Source organism: Allobosea sp. CRIB-10 (assembly GCF_900112185.1).
Classification (GTDB): domain Bacteria; phylum Pseudomonadota; class Alphaproteobacteria; order Rhizobiales; family Beijerinckiaceae; genus Allobosea.
This window is the reverse complement of record NZ_FOKP01000029.1, coordinates 60,678-82,653: the sequence shown is the minus strand read 5'-3', so window position 1 is coordinate 82,653 and position 21,976 is coordinate 60,678. Positions and strand designations below refer to the sequence as shown.

At 64.1% G+C, this 21,976-nt stretch carries 13 protein-coding genes; all 13 read right to left on the bottom strand.

The window, feature by feature from the left end:
* Positions 1-91: 91 nt before the first annotated feature.
* Complete coding sequence (locus BMZ69_RS26620; protein WP_175506987.1) at positions 92-454, bottom strand: PAS domain-containing protein; 363 nt, start codon at positions 452-454, stop codon at positions 92-94.
* A gap of 463 nt (positions 455-917) precedes the next feature.
* The gene (gene mobF, locus BMZ69_RS26615; RefSeq protein ID WP_092162626.1) at positions 918-3,797 is read right to left on the bottom strand and encodes a MobF family relaxase; all 2,880 of its coding nucleotides are present in this window, start codon (positions 3,795-3,797) and stop codon (positions 918-920) included.
* The gene (locus BMZ69_RS26610; protein WP_092162644.1) at positions 3,794-4,072 is read right to left on the bottom strand and encodes a hypothetical protein; all 279 of its coding nucleotides are present in this window, start codon (positions 4,070-4,072) and stop codon (positions 3,794-3,796) included. Before BMZ69_RS26610 ends, mobF begins: the two co-directional genes overlap by 4 nt.
* A 217-nt stretch (positions 4,073-4,289) precedes the next feature.
* Complete coding sequence (locus BMZ69_RS26605) at positions 4,290-6,245, bottom strand: hypothetical protein (protein WP_092162624.1); 1,956 nt, start codon at positions 6,243-6,245, stop codon at positions 4,290-4,292.
* Positions 6,246-6,256: 11 nt separating this feature from the next.
* Positions 6,257-8,227, bottom strand: coding sequence for a hypothetical protein (locus BMZ69_RS26600; protein ID WP_092162608.1), 1,971 nt, complete (start codon positions 8,225-8,227; stop codon positions 6,257-6,259).
* Entirely contained in the window at positions 8,224-8,904 is a 681-nt protein-coding gene (locus tag BMZ69_RS26595; RefSeq protein ID WP_244543556.1) for a hypothetical protein, read from the bottom strand. The genes BMZ69_RS26600 and BMZ69_RS26595 overlap by 4 nt, the downstream gene beginning before the upstream one ends.
* A gap of 276 nt (positions 8,905-9,180) precedes the next feature.
* Positions 9,181-9,867, bottom strand: a complete 687-nt coding sequence (locus BMZ69_RS26590) for a hypothetical protein (RefSeq protein ID WP_139219221.1) — start codon at positions 9,865-9,867, stop codon at positions 9,181-9,183.
* The gene (locus BMZ69_RS31755; RefSeq protein WP_175506986.1) at positions 9,864-10,007 is read right to left on the bottom strand and encodes a hypothetical protein; all 144 of its coding nucleotides are present in this window, start codon (positions 10,005-10,007) and stop codon (positions 9,864-9,866) included. Before BMZ69_RS31755 ends, BMZ69_RS26590 begins: the two co-directional genes overlap by 4 nt.
* A gap of 464 nt (positions 10,008-10,471) precedes the next feature.
* Positions 10,472-10,993 (bottom strand): phospholipase D-like domain-containing protein, encoded by a 522-nt coding sequence (locus tag BMZ69_RS26585; RefSeq protein ID WP_244543555.1) that lies wholly within the window; start codon positions 10,991-10,993, stop codon positions 10,472-10,474.
* Between the two features lie 83 nt (positions 10,994-11,076).
* On the bottom strand, positions 11,077-13,323 hold the full coding sequence (locus BMZ69_RS26580; protein WP_210188095.1) for a hypothetical protein: 2,247 nt from the start codon (positions 13,321-13,323) through the stop codon (positions 11,077-11,079).
* Entirely contained in the window at positions 13,320-17,678 is a 4,359-nt protein-coding gene (locus BMZ69_RS26575) for a DEAD/DEAH box helicase family protein (protein ID WP_092162586.1), read from the bottom strand. The genes BMZ69_RS26580 and BMZ69_RS26575 overlap by 4 nt, the downstream gene beginning before the upstream one ends.
* Positions 17,675-20,428, bottom strand: a complete 2,754-nt coding sequence (locus BMZ69_RS26570) for a hypothetical protein (RefSeq protein WP_139219219.1) — start codon at positions 20,426-20,428, stop codon at positions 17,675-17,677. The genes BMZ69_RS26575 and BMZ69_RS26570 overlap by 4 nt, the downstream gene beginning before the upstream one ends.
* A complete protein-coding gene (locus BMZ69_RS26565; protein ID WP_092162584.1) occupies positions 20,418-21,944 on the bottom strand; it encodes an HsdM family class I SAM-dependent methyltransferase in 1,527 nt (508 codons plus the stop codon). Before BMZ69_RS26565 ends, BMZ69_RS26570 begins: the two co-directional genes overlap by 11 nt.
* Between the last annotated feature and the right edge of the window lie 32 nt (positions 21,945-21,976).

Genomic DNA, 21,976 nt, shown 5'->3' with positions numbered 1-21,976 from the left:
CGAAGCCGAGGAACGCTATTACGCGATGCTGGACGAGCCAGCCATCGCAGCCTGACTCAAACCAAACGGCCTCCGGCGAACCCGGGGCGGTTCACTTGATGACCCCGGTCACCTTCCCGGCGCGATTGACAATCGGCGTATAGGTCGCCTGCAGCCAGAGGCGATGGCCATCTTTGGCGATCCTGAGGAACTGGCCCTGAAGCGCTTCCCCGGCCCCGAGCTTCTGCCAAAACGACTTGTAGGACGCACTCTCGCGCTCACCCGCCTCCAGAAAGATGGAGTGATGTCGGCCGCGAATTTCATCGTTACTGTAGCCCATGGCGTCGAGGAAAAGCTTGTTCGCGTCCAGAATGTTACCGGACACATCAAACTCGATAACGGCCTGCGTTCGCTTGATCGCTTCGAGCTCAGGCGAAGCGCCCTTCAAAGAGGCCAGAAAACCGCTGTTGCTCAAGATAGTTCCCCGCACAGCATAATTGCCAGATCGGTGCGGCCGCACCGGGAACCTCACCACTGTAAGCCCCCGTCTGGATATATGCCCCGCTCTGGTTAACGTTGCGATAATGCCAAATGTTGTACTGCTATTCTTAGCGACTTAGCCATTCTCCCACGGCGAGCTCCGCTCGATGAGGGCCGTCCTCGCCCCGGCCGCTACGATCAAGTCTCGTGCCGCCCTGGCGCGAACTTGAGCCGTCGTACATCGGGAATATGCAGGACCGTTGGCTGACGGCGAACAACAACACCTGGAGTAATTGAATGAGTTGCGCTAGGCCGGCGCCACCCAAGCGCAGAGCTACTTCTTCGCCAGGTCGATGCAGGTAGGCGAGATGACCGCCTTCCTGCATGAGGCTATTCCGGCCAAGGCTGCCTGGGCGCCCCCCATGGGGCATCGTAAACAAGTGTCCTTATCTGCAATCTCACCGTTCAGGCGAGTGATCCCTATCAGGTCGAGGCTGGCGGCTCCTCTCCCGCCCTGGGCGCAACAGGCCTTCGATCCGCCTCGCCAATGTCTCTCCCGTTCTCGCTTGAACCGTCCCGTCACGCTGGACGGAGAGAGCAACGCTAAGTCGGGTCAAGGCGTGCGAAGAACGCTTGAGCCAGCGCATCGCGTCGCGCAAAAGACGCGACGCCAGTAGCGTACTGGTTGTACGCCCTCGTTCGACCTGTGCCAGCCGAACATCTCCACGCCGCAGGAACGCCTCCCTGTCGGCAACATGTTCGATCACATTGGCCTTGTCGCGATAGCGTGCCGCCTCTGCGAACAGCCTTTCCTGAACCGCCGTATTGCTAGCCGGAAGGCGCGGATCGGCCTGGCGCTGCCGGCAAAGCGCATCGAGCCTATCGCGCTCGACGATGATGCGGGTGTCATGGCGATGCCGGCTGAGGCCGACATAGACCTCGCGTGCGTCCGTTTCACGAGCGATGTGGACGACCGATGCCGCCGCCGAGCGCCCCTGCACCGAATGCGCCGTGCCCGCGTAAGCATGCACGATGCGAGGCGGCGTCCGCTTGCGCCCATAGCGGGGCTCCCGCGCCAGCTCGCGCCACTTCACCTCAAGGCTGCGCCCGTCGTCGAGATCGAGCGTGACGCGGGGCGTTTCTGATTCCGTCAGGACGATCGCCCGCACCGTCGCACGGTTGCCGTTGCGGATGCCGTGCTCCGGTAAGGTCTCGCCGAACCGGAGTCGGTCGCCGATCGCGAGCGCGAGCCTCACCGGCTTGTCGGCGCGGTCGATCGATGGCAACGCGATGGCGTCCGGCCCAAGCCGCCCGTCCTGCTTCAGCAATTCGCGTGCCTTACGGTTCAGATCGGCAGCATCATCATTGCGCCGGGTCACGATCAGCACGTCATCGCCGTAGGCCTGCCGGAGTTCCCGCCATGCCGCGATCGTGCGTTCCTGCGCGGCCTCGCTGCCGGAGACCAGTTCCAGCCGATCATGCATCGCGTAGGCGCGCAGGCCCGCTTCGGAATCCCCACGCGCCATCACGACGGTGGCAGCCTTCTGCCAGTCCACCTCCTGGCGTCGAACCTCCGTCATCGCGGCGGAGCGGGCGATCATATCCGCGACGGCCCTGAGGGCGCTTGCCCCGGCCACAGAAGCAAGCTGCCGACGATCGCCGACCAGCACGACCTTGGAGCCGGCATCGCGCGCCGCCGTCAGCACGGCCTCCATGTCGCGCGTGCCGACCATGCCGGCCTCGTCGAGGATCACCAGTGTCTGGTCGTCAAGCGGTGGGCCTCCACCATGAGCCCGATCATGGCGCCAGCGCGCGATGGCCTGCGCCGCGATACCGGTGGATGCGGCCAGCTCATCGGCGGCAACCCAGGATGGCGAGAGGCCAACGACCTTCAGGCCCGAACGATGGGCCGCGTCGACCAGCGCCCGCGCGGTGGTCGTCTTGCCGGTCCCCGCTCCGGCTTCGATCAGGACAACGCCGTCACGGCTCGCGACCGAACGAACCGCGTCCCGCTGCTCCCCGGAGAGGTGAGGGGCTGCGGTCAGAGCGGCATCAACGGCAGCCTCTGCGAGCCAGTCGCGTTCGTCCGGCCGCTCGGCCGAGCGCAGCATCGCGGCCTCGCAGGCTGCGATTGCTGGCGTAGTCCAGCGTTGCGGCCGAGCCTCATCATCGAGCCGCAAGAGCCTGCCGTCATCCTGCAAGGCGGCAAGCTCGGCCGCGACGGTATCCGGACTGAGCCCCGCCAACCCTGCCAGTTCAAAGGCGCGTTGAAGGAGGTCTTTCCGCTCGATCACGCTCTCGTGGCGGAACAGCTCGGATGCGGCGCGGGCGACAGGCCCCTCTCCGGGAAGTTCTGGCGGGTCGATCTCCGGCCCGGACGCGGTGCGCTCGATCTCGCTGGCCGGAGCCCGCATCTGCTGCCAGGGATCGACAGCGAGGGCAGCAAGCTCCGCTCGCCAGCGCGCCTCCAGTTCGTCGCCTGTGGGAACCTGATCCTTGCCCTTACGGGTGGCAAGGGCCGCGATCTCGCGCTGAGCGGGACTGGCTCCCAATCCGGCATAGTCTTCGATTTGCGCCGAGCGTTTGGAAAAGCGGTCCAGAAGCTCCTGGCTGATTCCGGCGATCTCCCATTGGCCCTGACCGGCCTCGCGAAACCGCACACCCAGATGCTGCGCGAGTTCCGCTGCCAACTCGGCCCGGTAGGCCGCGCCGATCATGCGCTGGAGTTTAAAAACCTGCTCAGGGTCCGTCGTGAGGTGCTTGTAGCGATAGCGCCCCGAAAGCGCCTCGGCGGGGACTCCGGCCACATTCATCACGACGCAATGGGTATGGCAGTTGGGGTCTCCCTCTCGGGTCGTAAAATGATCGAACCGGCCGACGATCAGATCTGCCGGCTTGTGCCGGATGGCCCCGCCGGCGCCTGAGCGCACGACGACCATCTCCTCGTCGACGATCAATTGCAGCGCCCGCGAAACCGCATTGCGATGCGCGGCCTCGATGATCTCTCGCTGCTGTGGATCGCCGGCCATCCACAGCACCGATACGCTTTTGCCCGGCGTCATCACGATATCGGTTCCGGCGTTATGGGAAGCGCCTGCGCCTCTCACCAGCGCGTTGCCGGTCCGTGGATCGATGCCGGCGCAGAGATCGCGGAACGATTGACGATCGATCGCCGCGCCATTGCGCACGATCGTCTCGCCCGTCGACCACCAGACGCCATCACCGTCTTTCGCATAATACTCGTCACGCCGGTCCGGCCGGGCTTCGCGGGCGCTGTCTTTGGTGTAGTAGTTGCCGGCTTCCGGTCCAGCCCCGAGCCGATGAGGCGAGGCGGTCATCCGCCGTGCCGGTAGCGGCAGAATTCCGAAAGGTCGATCGGGGCTCCGGCCTCCTCGACGGCCGAGACGGCTTTGGCCAGCTCGAGCAGGGCGGCATCGACCTGATCGATGCGTTCCAGTGCGACGCGATGCCGGATCGCAACCTCCAGCGACTGGGCGATGCAATCGGCCGCCAGGCTCTCCGGCGTCCAGCCGCGCTGCGAGGCCGCTGCCTTTAGGGTCGAGGCCAGTTCGGGCGGGAGAGACAGGGTGAGCGAGACGGGCGGGCTGGCCATCAGCGGCGAATCCTGACACGAAGGGATATCAGACAGCGTGAGCGCGTCGATGACGCTCGGCAAGGCCCTGAGGGGCGTTTCGGGCGCTGTGGTTACCGAATAGCATCTTCAGTGCGTGGGGTGTCCGGCCGTCCAATGGACGTGCATCTCACTTTCCTGGCGGCCATCAATCTGTCGCGCTCGTCGCGCGAGGGACTGCTCTAGCACCGCTTTTGGTTCAAGCGCTTTTTGATTTGGGCGCCGTCAAAGCCGACTTGCCTAGGTCGGACGGTGTGTGACGCTTGCCCTGGACGCGGAACAGCACCACCGTCTTCTGGACCGAACTGTCCGCTACGGTTCGATGGTGAAGCGAGATCTGATCCCTGATGTCGGGCTGGGCGCCCATTCTGTCGAAAAGATCGAGAACCATCAGAATGGCAAAGCTGACATTGGTGCTCTGATACGCGATTGCTTGGGGCCCGTACTCGTCAACGAGCTGATCTGATGATCGTTTGGGGAGTGATCGTTTGAGCTCGGCCGTGGTTTTCATCCACCGGAACGTGAAAAGGACATCGACGCGACCTCCACCGAGATCTCTCGCTTCTGGGGTGCAGATTTGCGCGAGTGTCGAGCCCATGAGGAAATTGACGAAGTCGTGCTGGAGATCCGCTTCCAGCGGAGGGTTATCGGTGCTGCGGTTGAACAGGTAGGCAACCAAGGGAAACGTCGCGACACTCAAATCGTGACGCGCGACGAGGAAGCGGGTCGTATGCAGCAGGACTACGTCGAAGAATCTCCGAGCGTCCTCGTGCTTTGCGTAGTCGCCATTCTCCATGAGCCCGTTGGTTGCGGCCTCCAGAACCTCAATGAAACTCCGGGATACTGTCTCATTCAAGATCGATAGCGCGTCCGCCTCGATCCGCGCCACGATCGTCGCCTGCTCGCTCGCTGGCAGGCGCTCAATAATGGCGGCGGTCGGTGAGCTGCCGACCACCGCCCCCGAAGGGCGGTGTGCAACGAGGTCTTCTCGGGCGTGGACGACCAGCTCTCGGAGGGCGTCTGCATCCGGCAGCAAGCCAGACGACGAATTCTCGGCGATCCATAGTTCCAGAATATCGAGAGAGCGGAGCTCCTTCTGCATGCTGCCGACGATCCGCGGCCGTAGCAACTCCTCGAGGCCGCCAGCAGTGTTCCGTCGAAACATGCTCCGACTGGCGGTGTAAATCGAAAGGAGCTCATCCTCCAAGGCGGCAGCAACGCTGATCCAGGCGGAGTGGGACAGCTTGCCGGCCAAGCTTTCAAGCCGCAGCGCGAGCGACGACCAGTGGACGCGCTCGCAATCCTTGACCGACAGCCAGGAGCCGGTCTCCGCATCGCGATCTGATCGCATCAGATAGGCCGTGTACCCGAAGGCGGCTTGCTGGATCGCCTCGACATAGGTGGTCAGATCGCCATCCTGACCTGTGTGGAAATCGACCAGCACATCGAGGCAGCTTCTGTAGAGCTTGGCATCGATGCGGCTCTCGGACGCCTGTTCCGCGCGCTCGAAGAAGGCTTGCGCTTGGCGAAATTCCGATAGAGCGGCTTCCGGAGTTGTCGCCTCCATGCCAGCACGAAGAGCGTCGAGGCCAAGCTCGAAAAGGGCTTCGTCCATCGCCTCCTTGACGTTCGCGAGACGCGTCAGGAGCTCCCGCAATTCCTCAAGGGGGGCGTGTGCGTGGATAGCACCTGCGATACGCGCTGCATGGCGCAGATAGTTGCCGTCATCGGTAGCCTCGAGGCTGATGAGATCGGCTTGCAGGCGCAACCTCAATCCGGCTTCGCTTTGGGCGAGGATCATCGCCGCCTTGAGTGCCTGCGCGCGCACCCCGTAGTGATCCGACGCATTCGCCGCGCGCTTTCGAAACGCCTCGCCGACCGCCTTGCGGCTGGATGGGGCGATCAGCCCTCCACGACCAAGCCATGACGCGATCTCCATCATGGCGAGAACATCGGTCGCGTGGATTGCTGCCAGCAAAGCCTTCTCGGTCAGGTCGGTGCGAGGGTGAGATGCGAGAGCCGCGAACAGCTGCGCCTCCTCGACCTCGCCGGCAAGCGCGCTCAACGCCAATGCGACATCGTCGGGCGAGGAATTGCCGAAGTCGAACCGGGCTCCTGCACTCAGGAGCCCGTCAAGGAGGGCGTTAGTCGACACGGTCGCGGCCGTCAGAAGAGGAATCGTTGGTCTTGAGCGTGGGTCGTATGGTCGCCAGGGACAACCTGGAGCAGCTGCGGACGAGCGACAGCGCCGACTATAATCTGGATGTCGTCGGCGTTCTCGATCGCCTCCTGGACGGAGGACAGGAGGGTGGCAAAATCACCGGCGCTCATTTCCTGGGATCCCGGGCTATCGAGGACAAGAAGTCCTGGGTGGCGGCCATACATGCGGCGGCGCGAAACCTCGATGATCGCGAGCGCGGCCGCGATTCTCACACGGAGGTTTTCACCCGGCGAAAGTTTGCCGAAGCTCGTCTGCGTAGCGCCTTGGATGATGCGTAGCGCTCCGCCAGTACCCCATTCCATGCTTTCGAGATTTTGCACGCCGAAGAGTTTGGACAGGCGTGTGATTTCTTCAGAAACCTCCCGAAGAATGTCGCGAGCCAGGCCGTCGTAAAGCTCCTTGGTGATCTCTTCCGCCGCTTTCAAAACGGCCTCGTCATCAGCAGTTTTGTCGCCTTGGTCAGGCTCGACCTCATCCTCACCCGCTATGAGACTCTGGAGCTCGGTCTTCTGTGCTTCCAGGCCCCGAATTTCCAGTTCGAGATCGGCCTCAGCCTCAGACGACAGGTCCTTTTCCAGCGACTTCAGCCTACCCGCGGCCGCTGAAACAGCCTGAACAGCCGCCTTCTCGTTGTCTTTCGCTTGGTCGAAGGCGTCCTTCAACAGATCGACCTGCGACGTGGCGTCCTTCACATCGTCTTGGAGATCGCTGATGCGGATGCCGCTTTCATCGTCCTGGTCACGATCTTCGGTGCCGCACAGCGCGCAAATCGCCTTTTTGCTTGCGCTCTCATGACGATTCAAATCAATGCCGGCGTCGCAGGATGGACAGCAGACCGGCCGCAATGAGCGGAATACGAGCCCGGCGTTCCGGTCATCCGTCAGTTGCTGCAGAGATCGCCTCGTTTCGGCCAAAAGTGTCTTGGCGCCCTGCCATTGCCTATCCTGGTTCGCCGACTGATCCCGAGCGCGGTCCGCCGCCTTTCGAAGCGCTATCAGCTCTCCGTCCAGGACGAGGATCTGGGCCCGGATGGCACTGCGATCGATATCCGGCCGAACCTGGCCACGTTTCTCCTCTAGCGCCTCCTCCACCTTTTGGAGGCGCGCCGCCAACCTGTCCAGGAAGCCCTTGTTGAGGGGCGCGCGTTCCGATTTGCTGGCTCGAACCCGCTTCAGTGCCGTCGACGCTGCCGTGTAGGTACTGACCCATGGAAGTCCTATGAACATCTGCAGGAGCCGCAGCGGGATCGCGTCGATCAGGACCTCTCCAAAGATCGCCTTGCCGGGCCCATTGACGAAAAGTGCGGCCGCGATCGCCGGCCAGCCATGGGTATGGCTCCCGTCCCGGTCATTGTGAGCATGGAATCTGGCAAAGCCGAACTCCGCCAGCATGGCATCTTCCATAGCCCGCTCAAGCGGATCGCCTATGGGTCCCTCGTAAAGCGGAAACCAGGTTTCGCCCTGTTCGCGAGCAAACTGGGCCTGCCCCTCCCGTCGCTCGTCGCCAGATTTCTTGGTGATGACGAGCCGATGCTCGATCTCGTTGGCCTGGAAGACCACCTCGACATGGCTCAACCAACGCCAGATGTCAGGCTTCACGCGGTCAGGCAGATCTCCGCGTATGCCACCTTGGATCACGCCGAGCAGCGTGGACTTTCCGCGCGAGTTTTGATCCGAGAGAATTGCCCACAGGCCCTGTCCGAAGCGGAAAGTGCTGTCGAATGGGCCGTTCTCGGCTGTTCCTTCCTTGACGCCCTGTAGCCTGACCGACCGGATCCGCAAATGCTTGCGTCGCGGGAGCGTCGATTGCGGTTCGATGCCATACCGGTCGAGTGTCTCCTGCACCGTGCTAGCAGTAAGCGAGGACTTGCTGGCAATAGCCTCAACCCAGTCCGCTGCTGTGACCTGATGATTCATCCGCGCCGCCTCAAGGAATCGAGCCTGGTGAGAACGCGTCCCTTGATAGACGGGATTTCGGTACCGTGAGGCGCGTCGCGATATTCAGGATGGAGGTACTGATCGTCCTTCAGGCTGGAACCGCTGCGGAAGCCCGCGAGCGTCATGACCAACTGTACGCGATCGCGATACCAGGTCAGACTCGGTTGTTCGCGTTCGATCTTCGCGACGAATGCCAACGCGGCCTGTGTCACGATGAAATCGTGACGTTTGTGCCCTGCCGTTTGCTTCAGCGCGCGGACAAGCCCATGAGCCGTTAGGATCGAGAGTGGCATCTCGATGTTCTGGAATGCACCCCGGCGCCAGCGAACCATGGCAACGGTACGGACATCTGGTTCGTCCCGCTCGAATATCTGCCTCGCGGCCTGGAGGCTGGCGAGGTCTTTCTCACGCTCGTATCGGTTGAGCAATTCGTCAGCGAGATAGTCCGGATATCGTACGAGGAAATCCATCGCCATCGCGCGCTTCTCGCCGCGAAAAATGCGCTCACCGTCTTCAGCCTCTTCGCTGCCGACCACAAGGATGAACAGCAAACGGATGGCATCGCGGTGATGAAACCCGATCTGCTGAATATTCCGATCGGCGCTGAATGCTGCGCCCGAGATGGCTGACGCAGGATGATCAGGCTGCCCTGGCATATTGCAACCTGACAGTAGAAGCAGCGAAATAGCTGGCGTTCACAGCGGATGATCCCCCAACATCCATTCTGCTCTACCCTAGATTGTCGTGCTGGGAAAAATCCATAGGACAAAAGCGCAAAGCTGATCGGTTGAAGCCCAGCGCGTTCGAGAGTGCGGCGCTCCGCTCGCGCTACCTTCACCGTCTTCCGAAGCCTGGTGAATGGGCGCTTCAGGAACAGGCATGGCGAATGTCCGATTCCCGGCAACGGCCCAATTTCCGAAAGTGGCGCAGGGTCAACTGCCGAATAGTGCTGCATCCATGCCGCGCCCTCGGGTACCCATATGGATGTGCGACTCGATGCCAGTCAGCCTGTACGCATTGGAGATGCCGAACTCGTTCTTGGCGCTGGGCACACGCTCGACATGCGCCAGGTTGTTAATCGCCAGGACACTCAGGCCGGCTTTGATGTGCTCACGGGCGATGCCGGAATATTCGGTGATCTTGTCGTAGCTGATATTCGCCATGTTGGTGTCGTCACCACGGCGAGCCGCGAAGAGCAGATAGAGCTTCAACGCATTCAGTTCGGCGGGTTTCCGCAAGGTGAAGTCGTCGAAGAACGCCATGCGATCGCCGTGATAGAGCGACTTGCACGGCAGCTTTGCCCAGTCCCTGGTCGGATCAAAACGCAGCAGCCCATAATAGCTGCGCCCTCCACCCTCGCGCTCGATGATGCTGCGCTCCTCAAGGATGGCCAGGCCCCGCGCCAGCTTGGCACGGCTTCGCCCGATCAGCATCTCCAGCAGATCGTATGTGATGAAGCCCACGCCCGACTGATCATCGGCGTGATGGGCAAGCGCGATCAGCGTCATCAGCGCTGTCGTGTTGTCGGCATTGCTACCGGCCTTGCCCACCCACCGAAAGTTTTGCAGGCCGCCCTCGTTGATCCACGCAGACGGCAGCTTCACCCAAGGCTTTCTCATTTTTGCCGATCCTTGGCGATGGTCATGACGGCGTGAATGGCGAACGCCGCGAGGGCAAAGGCCGCGATGACCGCGACCCAGGTGATGACGTCCGGAGGAATGGTGGCGACCGCCGTGATGGTGGAAGGCAACTGCGACATCGAAGGAACTCCGTTTTGTTTTTTCGATGCGATTTTTTTAAACGGACTATCCAGTTATACTCTAGAGACAGTTGCCCCACAATTGGCGGCCTTCGAGGGACATTAACTGTTCAATATCAAATATATAGACCTTCCAAATTCAGTTCATATAGGTTCCTGAAACAGTTCACGAAGGGCGTTTCATGTACGATGCAGGCCTTGGGCTGGTCTTGGCCGGCCCTAACCGGGGCATCGGAACAGCCGCGATCCCTGTGTTACTCTGCGCGCGCGTGACTGCTTCAGCTATGCGAAGGTCCGTTGAGGGTCAGAATCCGAATAAGCCGGCGTCTGAAGTCATGCTCGCGCGGCGCAGCGAAACAGGTCCACGTAGTCCACCGACGCGAGGTCCGACAGACCGCAGGCATCTTCGATCGAAAACCAGGTCAGCTCAGTGTGCTCGTCGTCCATGATTGCGGGTTCGCCCCTTAGCCGACGTTAGGAAGGTCCGATCTTGGATAAGTTCCTAACGGTTGTGCTGGTCGAGCGACAGCAAGCACACTATCGACCAGAACGCTGACGGCGAGAGCCCCTGGCCCGTCTACTAGCATGCCACATTCCAGATTCGCGTGCCGCGATCGACGAAGGAGATTGGCAGAGCCCACATAGGCGCTCACACCATCAGCCAGGACGATTTTGGCATGGAAGGTCTCGCCCAGCGTGGTCTCGTCGCCTTCTTCGGAGAAACTGTAGTCGAAAATCCCGGTCGTGAGGGTTCTCAGATGGAATCCGTGTTGCCCGCAGCCCATCAACTGGGAGGTGTCCCGGAGAATCAAGAACCGTTCTGTCGCCGCCGTAGACTCGAAAAGCTCGACCGCCCACGCCGCGCCGGCCTTGTCGATGAAGGGCACCATAATGACGAGGCGGTCGACCGCACGACGCGCAATGTGGGTAAAGGCGTCGTGGGTGTCGGTGAGGGTAGTGAAGGCTGCGCCGGAATGGCGCTTCAACGCATCTGCGAAGCGGCTCTGCTCGCCGGGCAAGGTGACGACAAGTCGTGTCGTACCCTTTGGCGAAACGAGGTCTCGCGCCCTCATGTCCGCACGCGCGGGTCGAAGAACCCGACGATGGGCGGCGCCGTCGCGGCCTCCCAGTTCGGCGCCGGTCCACCACGCAGGGCGGCGCGGGATAGGAGTTGGTTGGAGGCGACGCAGGTCGTCTCGCTGACCATGATGCAGGCTGGGCAGGCGCCGCCGCGCGCATCGCACAGCGAACCCGAGCCGCAACGCAGAAGGCGAGGATCTATCGCGCGCCGCAGGTAGTCTTCGGCGTGGTTTCGCCACATGGCGGAGATGTTACCCAGGTCCGGCGTCATCCCCTTGCGATAGAGAACGAATGCGAGGTCAGCCGGGAAGAGGTGTTCGCCTAGGCCGTCTGCATCGAGGCCGGACAGGTCTGCCAGCGAGTGCATCAACTGGTGGGCCAGGCTGTGAAGCAGGAGATAGACGTAGGCGCCCAGCGATCTCGGCGTGCCGCCCCGCTCGCGGTCCTTGTAGTCTTCCAGGAACGGCCCGAAGTCCTGGTAAGTCTCAATCAGGAGTTGACCGATATGGACCCCTGCGGGCGGCGTATCGGGGACCTGGTTCAGTTCAAGCCAGCGCCGGACCTTGGCCTCGTCCAGCCTGAAATACAGCGCTTCGTTGCGTTGTCGTGTGACGTAGATCGGGTGCTTGCGTGCACCTTGAATCGGCAGGGTATCGAAGGCCTTGAGACGAACGGGCATGGACACCGAGCGCCCCTGTGTCTCGCGCTGGTAGATCGGGCCAGACGACACCCGCGAGTAGCCGAAGCTGAACTCGCAGATCGGCAGTCCGCGGATCAAGACCATTCGCTGAACGCCCATCGTGTCGAGGAGCGGTCCGATCGTGCCGCGATAGCGGGCTAGGGCGGTGGGATCGCCTGCGACATCGGAGAGCTGTGCGTCAGGCGTCATGACATCAACGGCCTCGAACACCGGAAGCCGTTCGGCGATGTGCTCTTCGACGAAGGCGCTGTGCTGTAGCGCCAGGCGGATAGGATCGTAGCGGCGCGCCCAACCCTCCCGGTTCAGCGCCGCACGAACCAGGGCTGGGCTCTGGATCTGCCCGCGCTCGACGACGCCGCTTTCGTACCAAGTCTCCCGGGCTTGGGTGATAGCGCCGCGCCAGCGGAGAATTCCTTCTTCCGACCCGCGCTCTTCGGCGCGCCGCAGCATGTCGACAAGATCCTGGTAGTCTTCCCATTCCGTGGTCCGCCCCGCGTTGCGAAGCGCGGCCTCGATGTCGGCGTCGCTCGGCTCGGCGAACGGGACATCGTAGATGCGCGCAAGTGCGCGGGAGAGGTCGAACCGCCGACCTTCGGTCAGCAGGTCGACTACGTCGGCGTTGCGGAACTCGATGAAATTTCCGCGCTGAGGATAGAAGGCCGAGTTCGCCCGGTACGAGACCGGAAGCATGTTCACTTCAATGAATTCGTACTGCCGCCCGCCGGCTTGGCGATCAGCTTCGAGGATTTCGTAGGTGTCGTGGTCGGGCTTCTTCAGCTCCTTGGCGACGCCGCACTCGTTGCAGACGAACCGCCATTCCGAGAAGACCGGCGCGCCGTTGCGCAGCGAGTAGTTCCGGGCCCCGCAGGTGCAGACATCGATGCGATGCACACGGGAATCGGCGGGATCGAAACGATAGCCGCTGGGGCTCAAAGGCTCGATGCTTCCGGACCAATGGGCATAGACGACATCGACCTGGGCCCACCTGCCGTCATGGTCGCCGCAACGGCGCGGCAGCGGCTGGCGGTCGAGTTCCTCGACCGACGCGAACTCGCGGATGCGGCTGCAGACCCCGCACTGGAACATCAGCGGATAGGGCACATAGCCCACCACGCTGGGGTCCGTGGTCTCGAAATGCTGGCGATCGATCTCCACCTGGCCCGTGCGGACATTGTAGAAATCGGAATCGAGAGCCAGGGCCGGGGCGACTTCGCCGGCCGGCCGGACGGACAAGGCCCGGGACTGCCAGTTCTCGGCGAACTCGCGGACGCCGTCGAAGATCTGGTTCTCGGTGGTCCGGTCCACCTGCACCGGCTTTCGGATCGGGACGGACCGACAGATGCCCTTGCCGCCTTCCCAGGTGAGCAGAACGCCCGGGGCGTAGGAGGTCGCGAGTTGGATCCGGGAGCGCACCATCTTCGGCGGCTCCAGATCGGGATTGGCGGGCGGTTCGAAGCCGCCGCGGATGGCGGCCGGGCGGCGATCGCGCCAGCCGCCGTCCCGCTGCGGAGGACGGCCATTGGGCGGGCGGCTCACGCGTTTTCTCCATCAAGCTCGGCGTCGGTTTCCGCCACGGCACCCCGCTGACTGCGGATGGCGCGCATCACCCGCGCGAGGGCGGCCGGTTCCACCCGCGTGTTGTTGGTCCTAGAGGCCGGGTCGTAAGCAGAGCCTACGATCATGCCGGCCTCGTCCACGTCGCGCAGCGAGGTCATTGGCTTCTTGAAGACCGCGGTCTGGTCGGCCCAGTAGTCGCGCAGCCGGCTCTCGGTGGATTGTGCCTTCATGGAGTTAGAAAACTCCTGCGAGGCCCGGTCGACGAGGCGGCGATAGGGTTCGTCGTAGACGGGCCGGCCGACGTGATCGCGACCACGCCCTTCGAACCCAACGGCTCTAAGGATGAAGTTGCCGATCTCGTCGGGGAACCGAATGGGTTCCCGGCGCGCGTCGCCGCCGAGCCGTCCCACGTAGTCGAATTGCGGTGCGCGTTCCTTAATCGCGTCGGCGGTGCGGATGAACTCGACGCCTTCCTTGGTGATCGCCCAGGCTTGGATGTAGGAGGCGAACACGCGGCGGATGGCGTTCTCTGCCCAGCGCTCCACCGCCGGCGGCGCGATCATCCGCTCCAAGAACCGATGGAAGATGTCGTGCGTCTCGACGACGTAGCGGTCGCGGCGGCTCTGCGGCGTGGGCAGCAGCATGACGAAGCCGATGTGGGTCCGGCCGACCCGGCTGGACGCTTGGATGTACTCGGCGACGTCGGACGGCAAGCCGGCGAAGAACATGCTGTTGAAGCGGTCGACGTCGACGCCATGGCTGATCGCGGAGGTGGCGACGATGTTTCGGACGAGGCTGTCAAGCGGCGGGTATCTTTGGCCGGCGAAACTGCGCTCGGCGTCGCCCATGACGGTCTGGATGTCCTTCATGTCGACGCCGCCGGAGATCAGCCGGCTGTCGAAGTGCTCGATGGGCACGCCGGCCGCCTGGTGTCCGAGACGCACTGCGGCGTCGAGGGCGTCCATGATCTGGTCGCCGCCCTTCTTGTTCGTGACATAGGCGAGCGCGATGCGGTGAAGGTCGACTACCGCGAGGACATCCTCATCGCGACCGTCGGCGACACAGCGATCAATGGCGGCCCGACGCCAATCTCCAGCCCGGCCTGGGCTGATGGCCGCTCGCAGGCGGGCGACCGCTCTGGCGCGGGTCTCTTCAACGACTAGGTCAGCCCAAAGCTCGCTGATCAGGGTGTGGAAGACGCCGAGCACATGGACCGACGTTACCGTGTGGGTCGCGTCGTTGGTCATGAGCGAGACGTAGAGCCTCATCCAGGGCGATGTTGCTTCAGGCGCCTCCCAGGACGGAAGCGCCTCGGCCAGCTGCTGCCGGTCGGGATTGCCGCCCGGCGCGGGCGCCGGCTCGGCGAAGAAGGAGTGGTAGATGTCGGGACCGGGATATGGGAATCGAAGCGCTCGCCGCTGATAGAGGACTTCGATCTGCCGGTCCGGGTCGGAGATCGTAGCGGTTGCCGCGATCACCTTAGGCATGCGGGCCGCGCCCCAATCATCGCCTCGCCAAGCCCGCGCAAGCTGCAGGTCGTCGCCCGCGGCGGCGTCGATCTCTTGGAACACATGCTCGAGGAGGGTGTCGAACAGACCGCTGAAGGTGCCGAGGCTTTCCTCCAGAAGGTGCGCCTCGTCCTGGATGATCAGGGCGGGGAACGGGTCATGGAAGACCCTCTGGCCGTTCCGATAGGCAGGAAATACCGGCGCATAGCCGGTAGCGCCCGGCCCGTCCCGCAGGTTATCGGTCCGGCGCGGCGTGTCCAGGTGGCCGGTCGGCCCAACCCATCGCGCGAGGCCGAACATGCCGACCACCTTGGCCACCGTATTGGTGTCCTGGCCGAGCATCGCCAGCTTGTCGACGGTACCGAGCAGGACTGAGGGTGCGCGGGCGTAGATCGTGTCATCCGTCAAAAGGAACGGGAGCGGCGTCAGCTGACCGTGGGCCTGGTTCCAGCGGCAACGGCGGTCGAAACAGAGGATCGCAAGGCGTTTGGCCGTAGGTCCCTCGACCTCGTACCGACGAAGGCCCGTCTGCGAGCCGCAACCTGGGCAGGTCGGCACCTTGTCATAGGCCGTCCGAAGCTCGCGATAGCGTCGTCCGCGATCCCGTATGGCGGGGGACTCGTCCGCGCCGTCCTCCAGCCGCGCATCGTCTGCAAAGTCGGCGTCGCCGGCGAGCGGGACGTCGGCACTGACCGCCGCATACCGATTGGGAGTGTTCGACGCACCAACCCAGAAGCCGATCTCGAAGGGCCAGCTTCCGATCCCTTCCCGTCGCCGGATCAGTTCGGCGTTGATCAGAAGGCGGAGGAGGCGCTGCGCCTGCTGCAAGGTCAGGAGCCGCAGTGGATAGCGGATCAGGACGCTGACGCCGCGATCCTTGCCGCGCAGGCGGTCCAGGAAGAGCCCGAACAGGAGCGTCCCGTAGAAGGCCTCCGACTTGCCGCCGCCGGTGGGGAAGTAGAGGAGGCTGACCGTGTCCTCGTCCAGGCGGGCGTTGTAGTAGGTTCGGTACTCCGGCATCCGCGACGCCAACGTCGGGATATGGGCTAGGACGAACGCCAGCTGAAACAGGCGCCATCCTCGGCCGCCGTCGGCACCATCGCGCTCGAAGAACGAGCGGTTCATCAAGAGCCAAGCCTCATAGGGCGCCGCCCGCCGCCGCAAACCGGCGGCGTTCGGCCCTTCTGGGGCCGCCGCCAGTTGCTCGGAAGCGGCCTGGGCCTCGATCAGCAGGTCGACGCCCCGTCGGATGAAACCAGCCTCATCCGACTGGCCGGCCTCATCGACAGCGAGACGCGCCGTTTCGATACCGGCGTCCTCGGGCGACAGTCCATCACGAACCTGGTCGCGCAGGCTGCTAACATGGTCGCGAACCCAGGCAGTGTAAGCAGCCGGCAAGGCGTGGAGATCGCCAACGCGGAGGGTCCGATCCGCTAGGCGCCCAAATTGGGTCGGGACATCGGCGCTGCGCGGAATGATCCGCGGCTGGACGAAGCGAGGTGCCCAGGTGGTTTTGAGGCTGACGGTCTCGCGGCCGACCTCGGCATCGACGCCGCAGTTCAGACCGATCGCCGGATACTCAAGGAAATGACGGAACCGGTACGACGGCTCCACGCGATCCAGGCGGAGTGGAAGGTGCGCCGCGCTGGGCAATTCCACCCGCAGCGCGCAGCCGAACAGGGCGTGGCAGCGCATCAGCGCCTGGCGCAACGGGACATCCGGCGCCTGGTTATCGAAGGTCAACCTGTAAGACTGGACCGTTGGATCGACGAAGTCTTGTTGTCGCTCGACCGTGACGGTGAGCCGAGAGAGATCCGGCACCACGTCCGCTGCATTGACCGGGATCGCCTGGGCCGCCGTCAGGAAGGTGTTGTAGGCCGCCTCGTCCTGTGCGTCGGCAGGACGGATGACGACATTGCGCCAAGCCGTGAGCCGGCCTTCTTCCGAGGCCAGCCAATCGGCGACGCTGGCGGCGGCGGCGAGGCGCAGCTGGTCGCGGTAGGCGGCGATCGCGACGGCAATTGCGTCAGCGTCAGCCTCCAGTCGCAGGTTCCCCGCCGGCAGCGTCAAAGGAAGGCGCACCCATTTGCCCGGCAGCTGAGCCGGGTCGATGAGTCCATAGGGGATGCGGCGGCCTTGCCGAAGCAAGGTCGCGATCCGAGGGCGCGGTTCGGCTTCGAGCGGTTGCGCCGGATCAGGGCCGGCCGGCCCGGGTTCGGGCGGCGACTCCTCGACGGCGGAGTCGTCCATGTCGCCGCGCACGAGCTCGATACTCTGCGCGCGGTAGGCTTCGATACGCACCTGTTCCTGGATATCGGAGCGCCGGCGCCTCACCTCGGACCGAGCGGTCTCGGTCAGATCCCGCCAGCGCGGGCGGTCGAGCCCCTGCTCGAGGAAGAGCTGCTGGCGGCGCGTGCGGATCGCCAGATCGATCGCCGTTTGCGTCGCCGTGTTGAGCCGAAAATCAATCTCTAGGCCGTTGCGAGGGTTCTGCAGCTCATCCCAGGTAGGCAGGGCTCGAATGTAAACCGCAGCGGAGGGTTGGATCGTTAGATCCCCACCGATGCCGGATCGCGTCGTGAAGTCGAGGCCGATGGCGGCGATGCGAATATCCGAGGTTTCGTCTTCCTGGCCATTGTCGTCGAAGCGCGGCAGGAGCTGCCCGGAGAAAATTGCGCGACGAGGCGACCGGCCGAAGATCACTCGTCCGTGCTCATCGGCGCCCGACACCCGGTCGACGATGAGATTGACCAGGCCGTCGCAGACGGCCTCCTTGACCTCCTCGCCGATGCCGCGCAGCTGGGTGGCCGAGTAGCCGTTGCTCATCCTCTGAACTCCCGGCGGCCGGTGACGGTGGCGACAAACTGCTCGGCAGCAGAGCGGACAGCCTTGACGCCGGACAGGCGGTCGAGCTGGGAGGCGTCGGCCCCATGCGGGTCCACCAGGATGCTGCGGTAGGCGTCGTAGAGCACTGAGCCGACACGCTGGCGGACGGAGCGCTGCTCAATGACCGCCCAAGCCCAGAAGCGGCGCGCCGTCCCGTCCGAGACACCCAGGGCTTTCATGAACCGCAAGAAGGTATCGCGTTCACGCGCCGCGTGCGGCACGACTTCGTGCAGGGCCTTGTCCGCCTCGTCGTCGAGGGTGATCCAGTACCGCATCTTAGCGGGATCGACGCGCGGTTCGCCCATGCGCTCGGAAACAATCCGCAGGCGCGCCGAGACCGATGGGCCCGGGATGTCGTGAAATCTCTCGCGGACGACGTCGTGGTAGCTGCGGATTTCCTCGGCGGCGACGGCGGAGATGTTCAGCAGCGGCCGCATCTTTTCGATGAAGGCCTGGCCCATGACGCATATCTCGTCGCCTTCGCCGACCTTCGACGCCTCGATTTCCCCGTAGCTGACGAGCGCTTGGCTTGGCAGTCTAGAGACGAGACGCGTGCGCGGCCGGGCGATCACCTTCAGCGCGTTCGACAGGGTGAACTCGATCAGGTCGCGCGGCGTCCGCGAAGGGCCGGCCATATCGACCACGGTTCCCACCGGGAGTTCGACGTCGGGAAGCGGCGCCTCAAGGGCGTCGAGGTTGATCGTAGCCCCGCCAAGGCGTCCGGCCGTCTCGGCGGTCTTCTGGGCCAGCAGGGCCAAGCGGCGCTTCAGCAGCGCGAACTCGGGATATTGCGACAACCGAAGCGCATCGCGGCTGGTCGCTCGCATCGTGTCGAGATCGAGCAGAATCAGCAGCTCTTTGGGGAGCCACGGCTTGGCCATCCAACCCAGCAATTGGGCGCGCGTCGGCCCCACCAGGATCAACCGGTAAAACTGGTTGCGCTCGCCGTCCGGCAGGCTGGCGATGTCGGCGGCACCCTGCACGTCCGTAAAGTGGATCATGCCGTTGTCGATCCGACCTTCGAGGTCGGGCATCCGCGCAACCAGGTCTTCATAGGCGAGCTCGGCGATCAGGTCGCTTTGAAAGACGAACAGGCACTTGGAGCTGGAGCCGAGAAAGCGCTGCACGGCCTTTTCGAGAAGGCCGGACATCGGCGTGGCCCTGACTACGGCCTCGCGTAGCGCCCGGGCCTTTGCGATCGACGTAGTCAGGGCGTCATAGGCGACTTGGGAGAGGACCGAGCCGACTTCGGTTAGATCCGAGATCAGCCCATTAATCTCGTAGGCCGCGACCTGCTCGGCGGCGACGGCCCGGCCCATCTCGGAGGTGACGAAGGCGCTCAAGGCGCCAAGCGAGGCCGGCAGGGACGCCGCACTGCGCAGCCGTCCCATCAATCGGCGCACGGTCTCGGCACCCCGGGCGTCGCCCGCCTCGTTGGCGGCCGTGACTAGGGCGCGAAGCTGCGCCAGTTCGGCGACGAGTTCGCCGCCGAAGCCTTCAACCGAGACGCGCTCGCAGCCTCGCCATTCGACCGCGGTTCCTTCCACAGGGGTCGCCACGGCGCTGTCGGTGGCAAACACCACTTCCGAAGGGCAGGCCTTCCGCTCGACCTTCCCGCGCACTCGGGTCTCCGTCGCCAGAGCGTCGAACCGGACGGCATCGAACGTCCAGGGATCGTCGGTGAGGGCCACAACGCCAATCCCGCGATGCGCGGCCTCGACCTTCGCGACGAGCTCGCGGACCCTATCGCGCCAGATCAGCCCCAGGCGAGCTCGGCCTCTGCGGGTCAGGTCGATCAACAGGATGTCGATCGCCAAGGTCGCGGCGTTGATCTTCGCGTTCGCTATATCAGCGGCGCGAAGCGAAAACGAGAAGAACGGCGCCGCCGCCGGATCGTCCGCCAAGCCCGTGCGGCTCTGCACGCGCAGATCGGTTTTGGCGCGCGCATGCCAAAGCAGATGACCGTGGTCGGGCATCGGGCCGTCCAGTGGGCCACTAGCCACGAGCTCGTCGAGGTTGGGATGGCAAAACTCGTCGTAGACCTTTCCGTCCCGCGCCCTCCCGGTTAGGGTTTTCACCCGCGACAGCGCCTGGTGGTAGTCGGCGAAGCCCGCCTCAGCTGGTTGGCGTATCGCCCGGGCATGGTGCCGGGTATGGCACCGGCTGATCGTCTCCTTGTCCGCGTAAACGTCCTTGAGTGGGCGATGCGCCGTGCTGGCGGCCGGGAACAACAGCGTGCGCAAGCCGATCGGCGTCGACAGCGCCGAAACCGGTTCGCCGTCAAACATCACCTGGATAGGCGTGGCGGAGAGGCAATCGGCGAGGCACGTCAGGACTGCGCCGGCGGCTAGCGAGATTTCCGAGGCCGGCCAAAACAGCGCCGTCCGCCGTCCGCCTTCGCTGGCTGACCTGGCGATGATCTCCACGAGCTTGCGGTAGGCCGGCGAGACACCGAGCGGCCGCTGGCTGCCGACTTGATGTAGCGGAAGCGCCCCGAGCGCTTGGGCGTAGGCGGCGGCCGGTCGTTGCGGACGCGGCGGTGGCGTTGCGGCCGCAACACGCTTGGCAAGCGAGTCCGCCATTTGCCGGGCAAGCTGGCCTCTCTGGCCCGCCGCCGACTGGCGTTGATCGAAACGCGCCTGAAACCCCGCCTTCGGCCCGCGACCGCGACTATCCCAATCACGCGACATGGCGGCCCGCGTGCAGAAGGGCGGAGGCTTCATAGGCCGCGAGAGCAGCGTTTTCGGGGTCGGCGTGGATCTTGGTCGCCGCCGCCAAGCACTCGGGTTTGGGTAAGTCGAGGGTTCGCAACAACTGCACCGAAACCGCGGCCGTTCCCGACAGCGCGCGGTAGCGCGCATCCGCCGCCGCGGTGTTGAGGAGCTGGCACACCTGGGCGACGTCGGCCGCGGAATCCCCCATCAGGACGATGGTGTGGTTCTCCGTCACAAAGCCGCCCCAGCGTGCATAGACTGCGGGATCGACGACAGCCGCCACAAGGCGACGGGGTTGCTTGTTGTTGGTGGTCCGCTGCAGCACGGCCGCAGGCTGGCGGACAATCGAGGGCGACATTTCCTCAAAGGTGACGAAGTCGGCGGCCTTGCCATCCTTGCCCGCAGGCCGGCAGAGTTGACCCGGCTTGACGTTCTTCGCCCAGATCAGCGGATAGGCGTCTGCCTCTTCGACCTTGCGTAGGCGATCACCCTCTCGGTTCCAGACGAAGTAGCCGGCCTTGGCGCTGACCCCGTAATCCGCGAGCGTGGCACCGCCGCGTGGCATGGCGTTTAGGGTCGGGCACGGCCAGGGCTCCTCCTGGTCCCGCGGCAGGGGGTAGGCACCGATGTCCGTCACCCCGGCGGTCGCGTCGATCATGCAGAAGCGGGTGTCCGCGCGTTTCGCCGCGCTGGTCTTGCGTAGTAGGAGGACGCTGACGTCCTGGGCCACGTCGGCGAAGACCTCGTCGCGCGGACCGACATCCCCGACGCATAGCACCTGGGCTTGCTCCAGCAGGTAACCGCGAAGCTTGGTGTAGAGCGGCCCGGTCCGGAAGCTCGATGGAATGACCAGGGCGACTAATGCCCCCGGCTTGGCGGCTCGCAAGCAGAGCTCGACGAAGACGGCGTATTTGTTGATGTTGCCGCTGTGAGCGACCTTCTTCCAGTGGTCGCCCGCCAACACTGCCGGCGTGACACGCCCGTAGGGCGGATTGGCAACGACTAGGTCAAACTCGGGCTTCCAATGGCGGCGGAGCGCATCGCAGACCTGCATGTCGATGGTGGAGACCCCGCCAAGCCCCAGTCGGTCGGCGATCAGGCCGCAGGAGATCCGCGCCAGACCGGGATCGATGTCCACGCCATGGAGGCGGCTTGCGACCTGATCCGGCTTCGCACCGACAGCCGTCATTCGCGCGGCGATGGTAGAAAGGAACGCGGCGCCGCCTGCGGCGGGATCAAGCACGGATCCTTCCTTGAGGTCGAACCCGTACTCGACGGCCAGGTCAAGCACAGCGTTTGCCAGATAGGGCGGGGTGAAATAGGCGGCCTGGTCGCGCCGCACCTCGGCCGAGAGTAACAGGGTGTAGAAGACGCCGACCCAATAGTGGCGCTCGTCGACGCTCAGGGTGGAAAGCGCGCGAGCGAAGCTTCCAAACTGGGTGTTGCCGTCATGGATATGGAGAAGGTCTCGGGCGAGACGTACACGTGCCATCTCAGCGCCGCCGGGAGCTTCGACCTCCTTTG

Coding starts and splice junctions, on each gene's coding strand:
- BMZ69_RS26570 (WP_139219219.1), bottom strand. CDS start 20,428: ATGTCGCGTGATTGGGATAGTCGCGGTCGCGGGCCGAAGGCGGGGTTT.
- mobF (WP_092162626.1), bottom strand. CDS start 3,797: ATGACCGCCTCGCCTCATCGGCTCGGGGCTGGACCGGAAGCCGGCAAC.
- BMZ69_RS26595 (WP_244543556.1), bottom strand. CDS start 8,904: ATGCCAGGGCAGCCTGATCATCCTGCGTCAGCCATCTCGGGCGCAGCA.
- BMZ69_RS31755 (WP_175506986.1), bottom strand. CDS start 10,007: ATGTCGCAGTTGCCTTCCACCATCACGGCGGTCGCCACCATTCCTCCG.
- BMZ69_RS26575 (WP_092162586.1), bottom strand. CDS start 17,678: ATGAGCAACGGCTACTCGGCCACCCAGCTGCGCGGCATCGGCGAGGAG.
- BMZ69_RS26565 (WP_092162584.1), bottom strand. CDS start 21,944: ATGGCACGTGTACGTCTCGCCCGAGACCTTCTCCATATCCATGACGGC.
- BMZ69_RS26600 (WP_092162608.1), bottom strand. CDS start 8,227: ATGAATCATCAGGTCACAGCAGCGGACTGGGTTGAGGCTATTGCCAGC.
- BMZ69_RS26590 (WP_139219221.1), bottom strand. CDS start 9,867: ATGAGAAAGCCTTGGGTGAAGCTGCCGTCTGCGTGGATCAACGAGGGC.
- BMZ69_RS26610 (WP_092162644.1), bottom strand. CDS start 4,072: ATGGCCAGCCCGCCCGTCTCGCTCACCCTGTCTCTCCCGCCCGAACTG.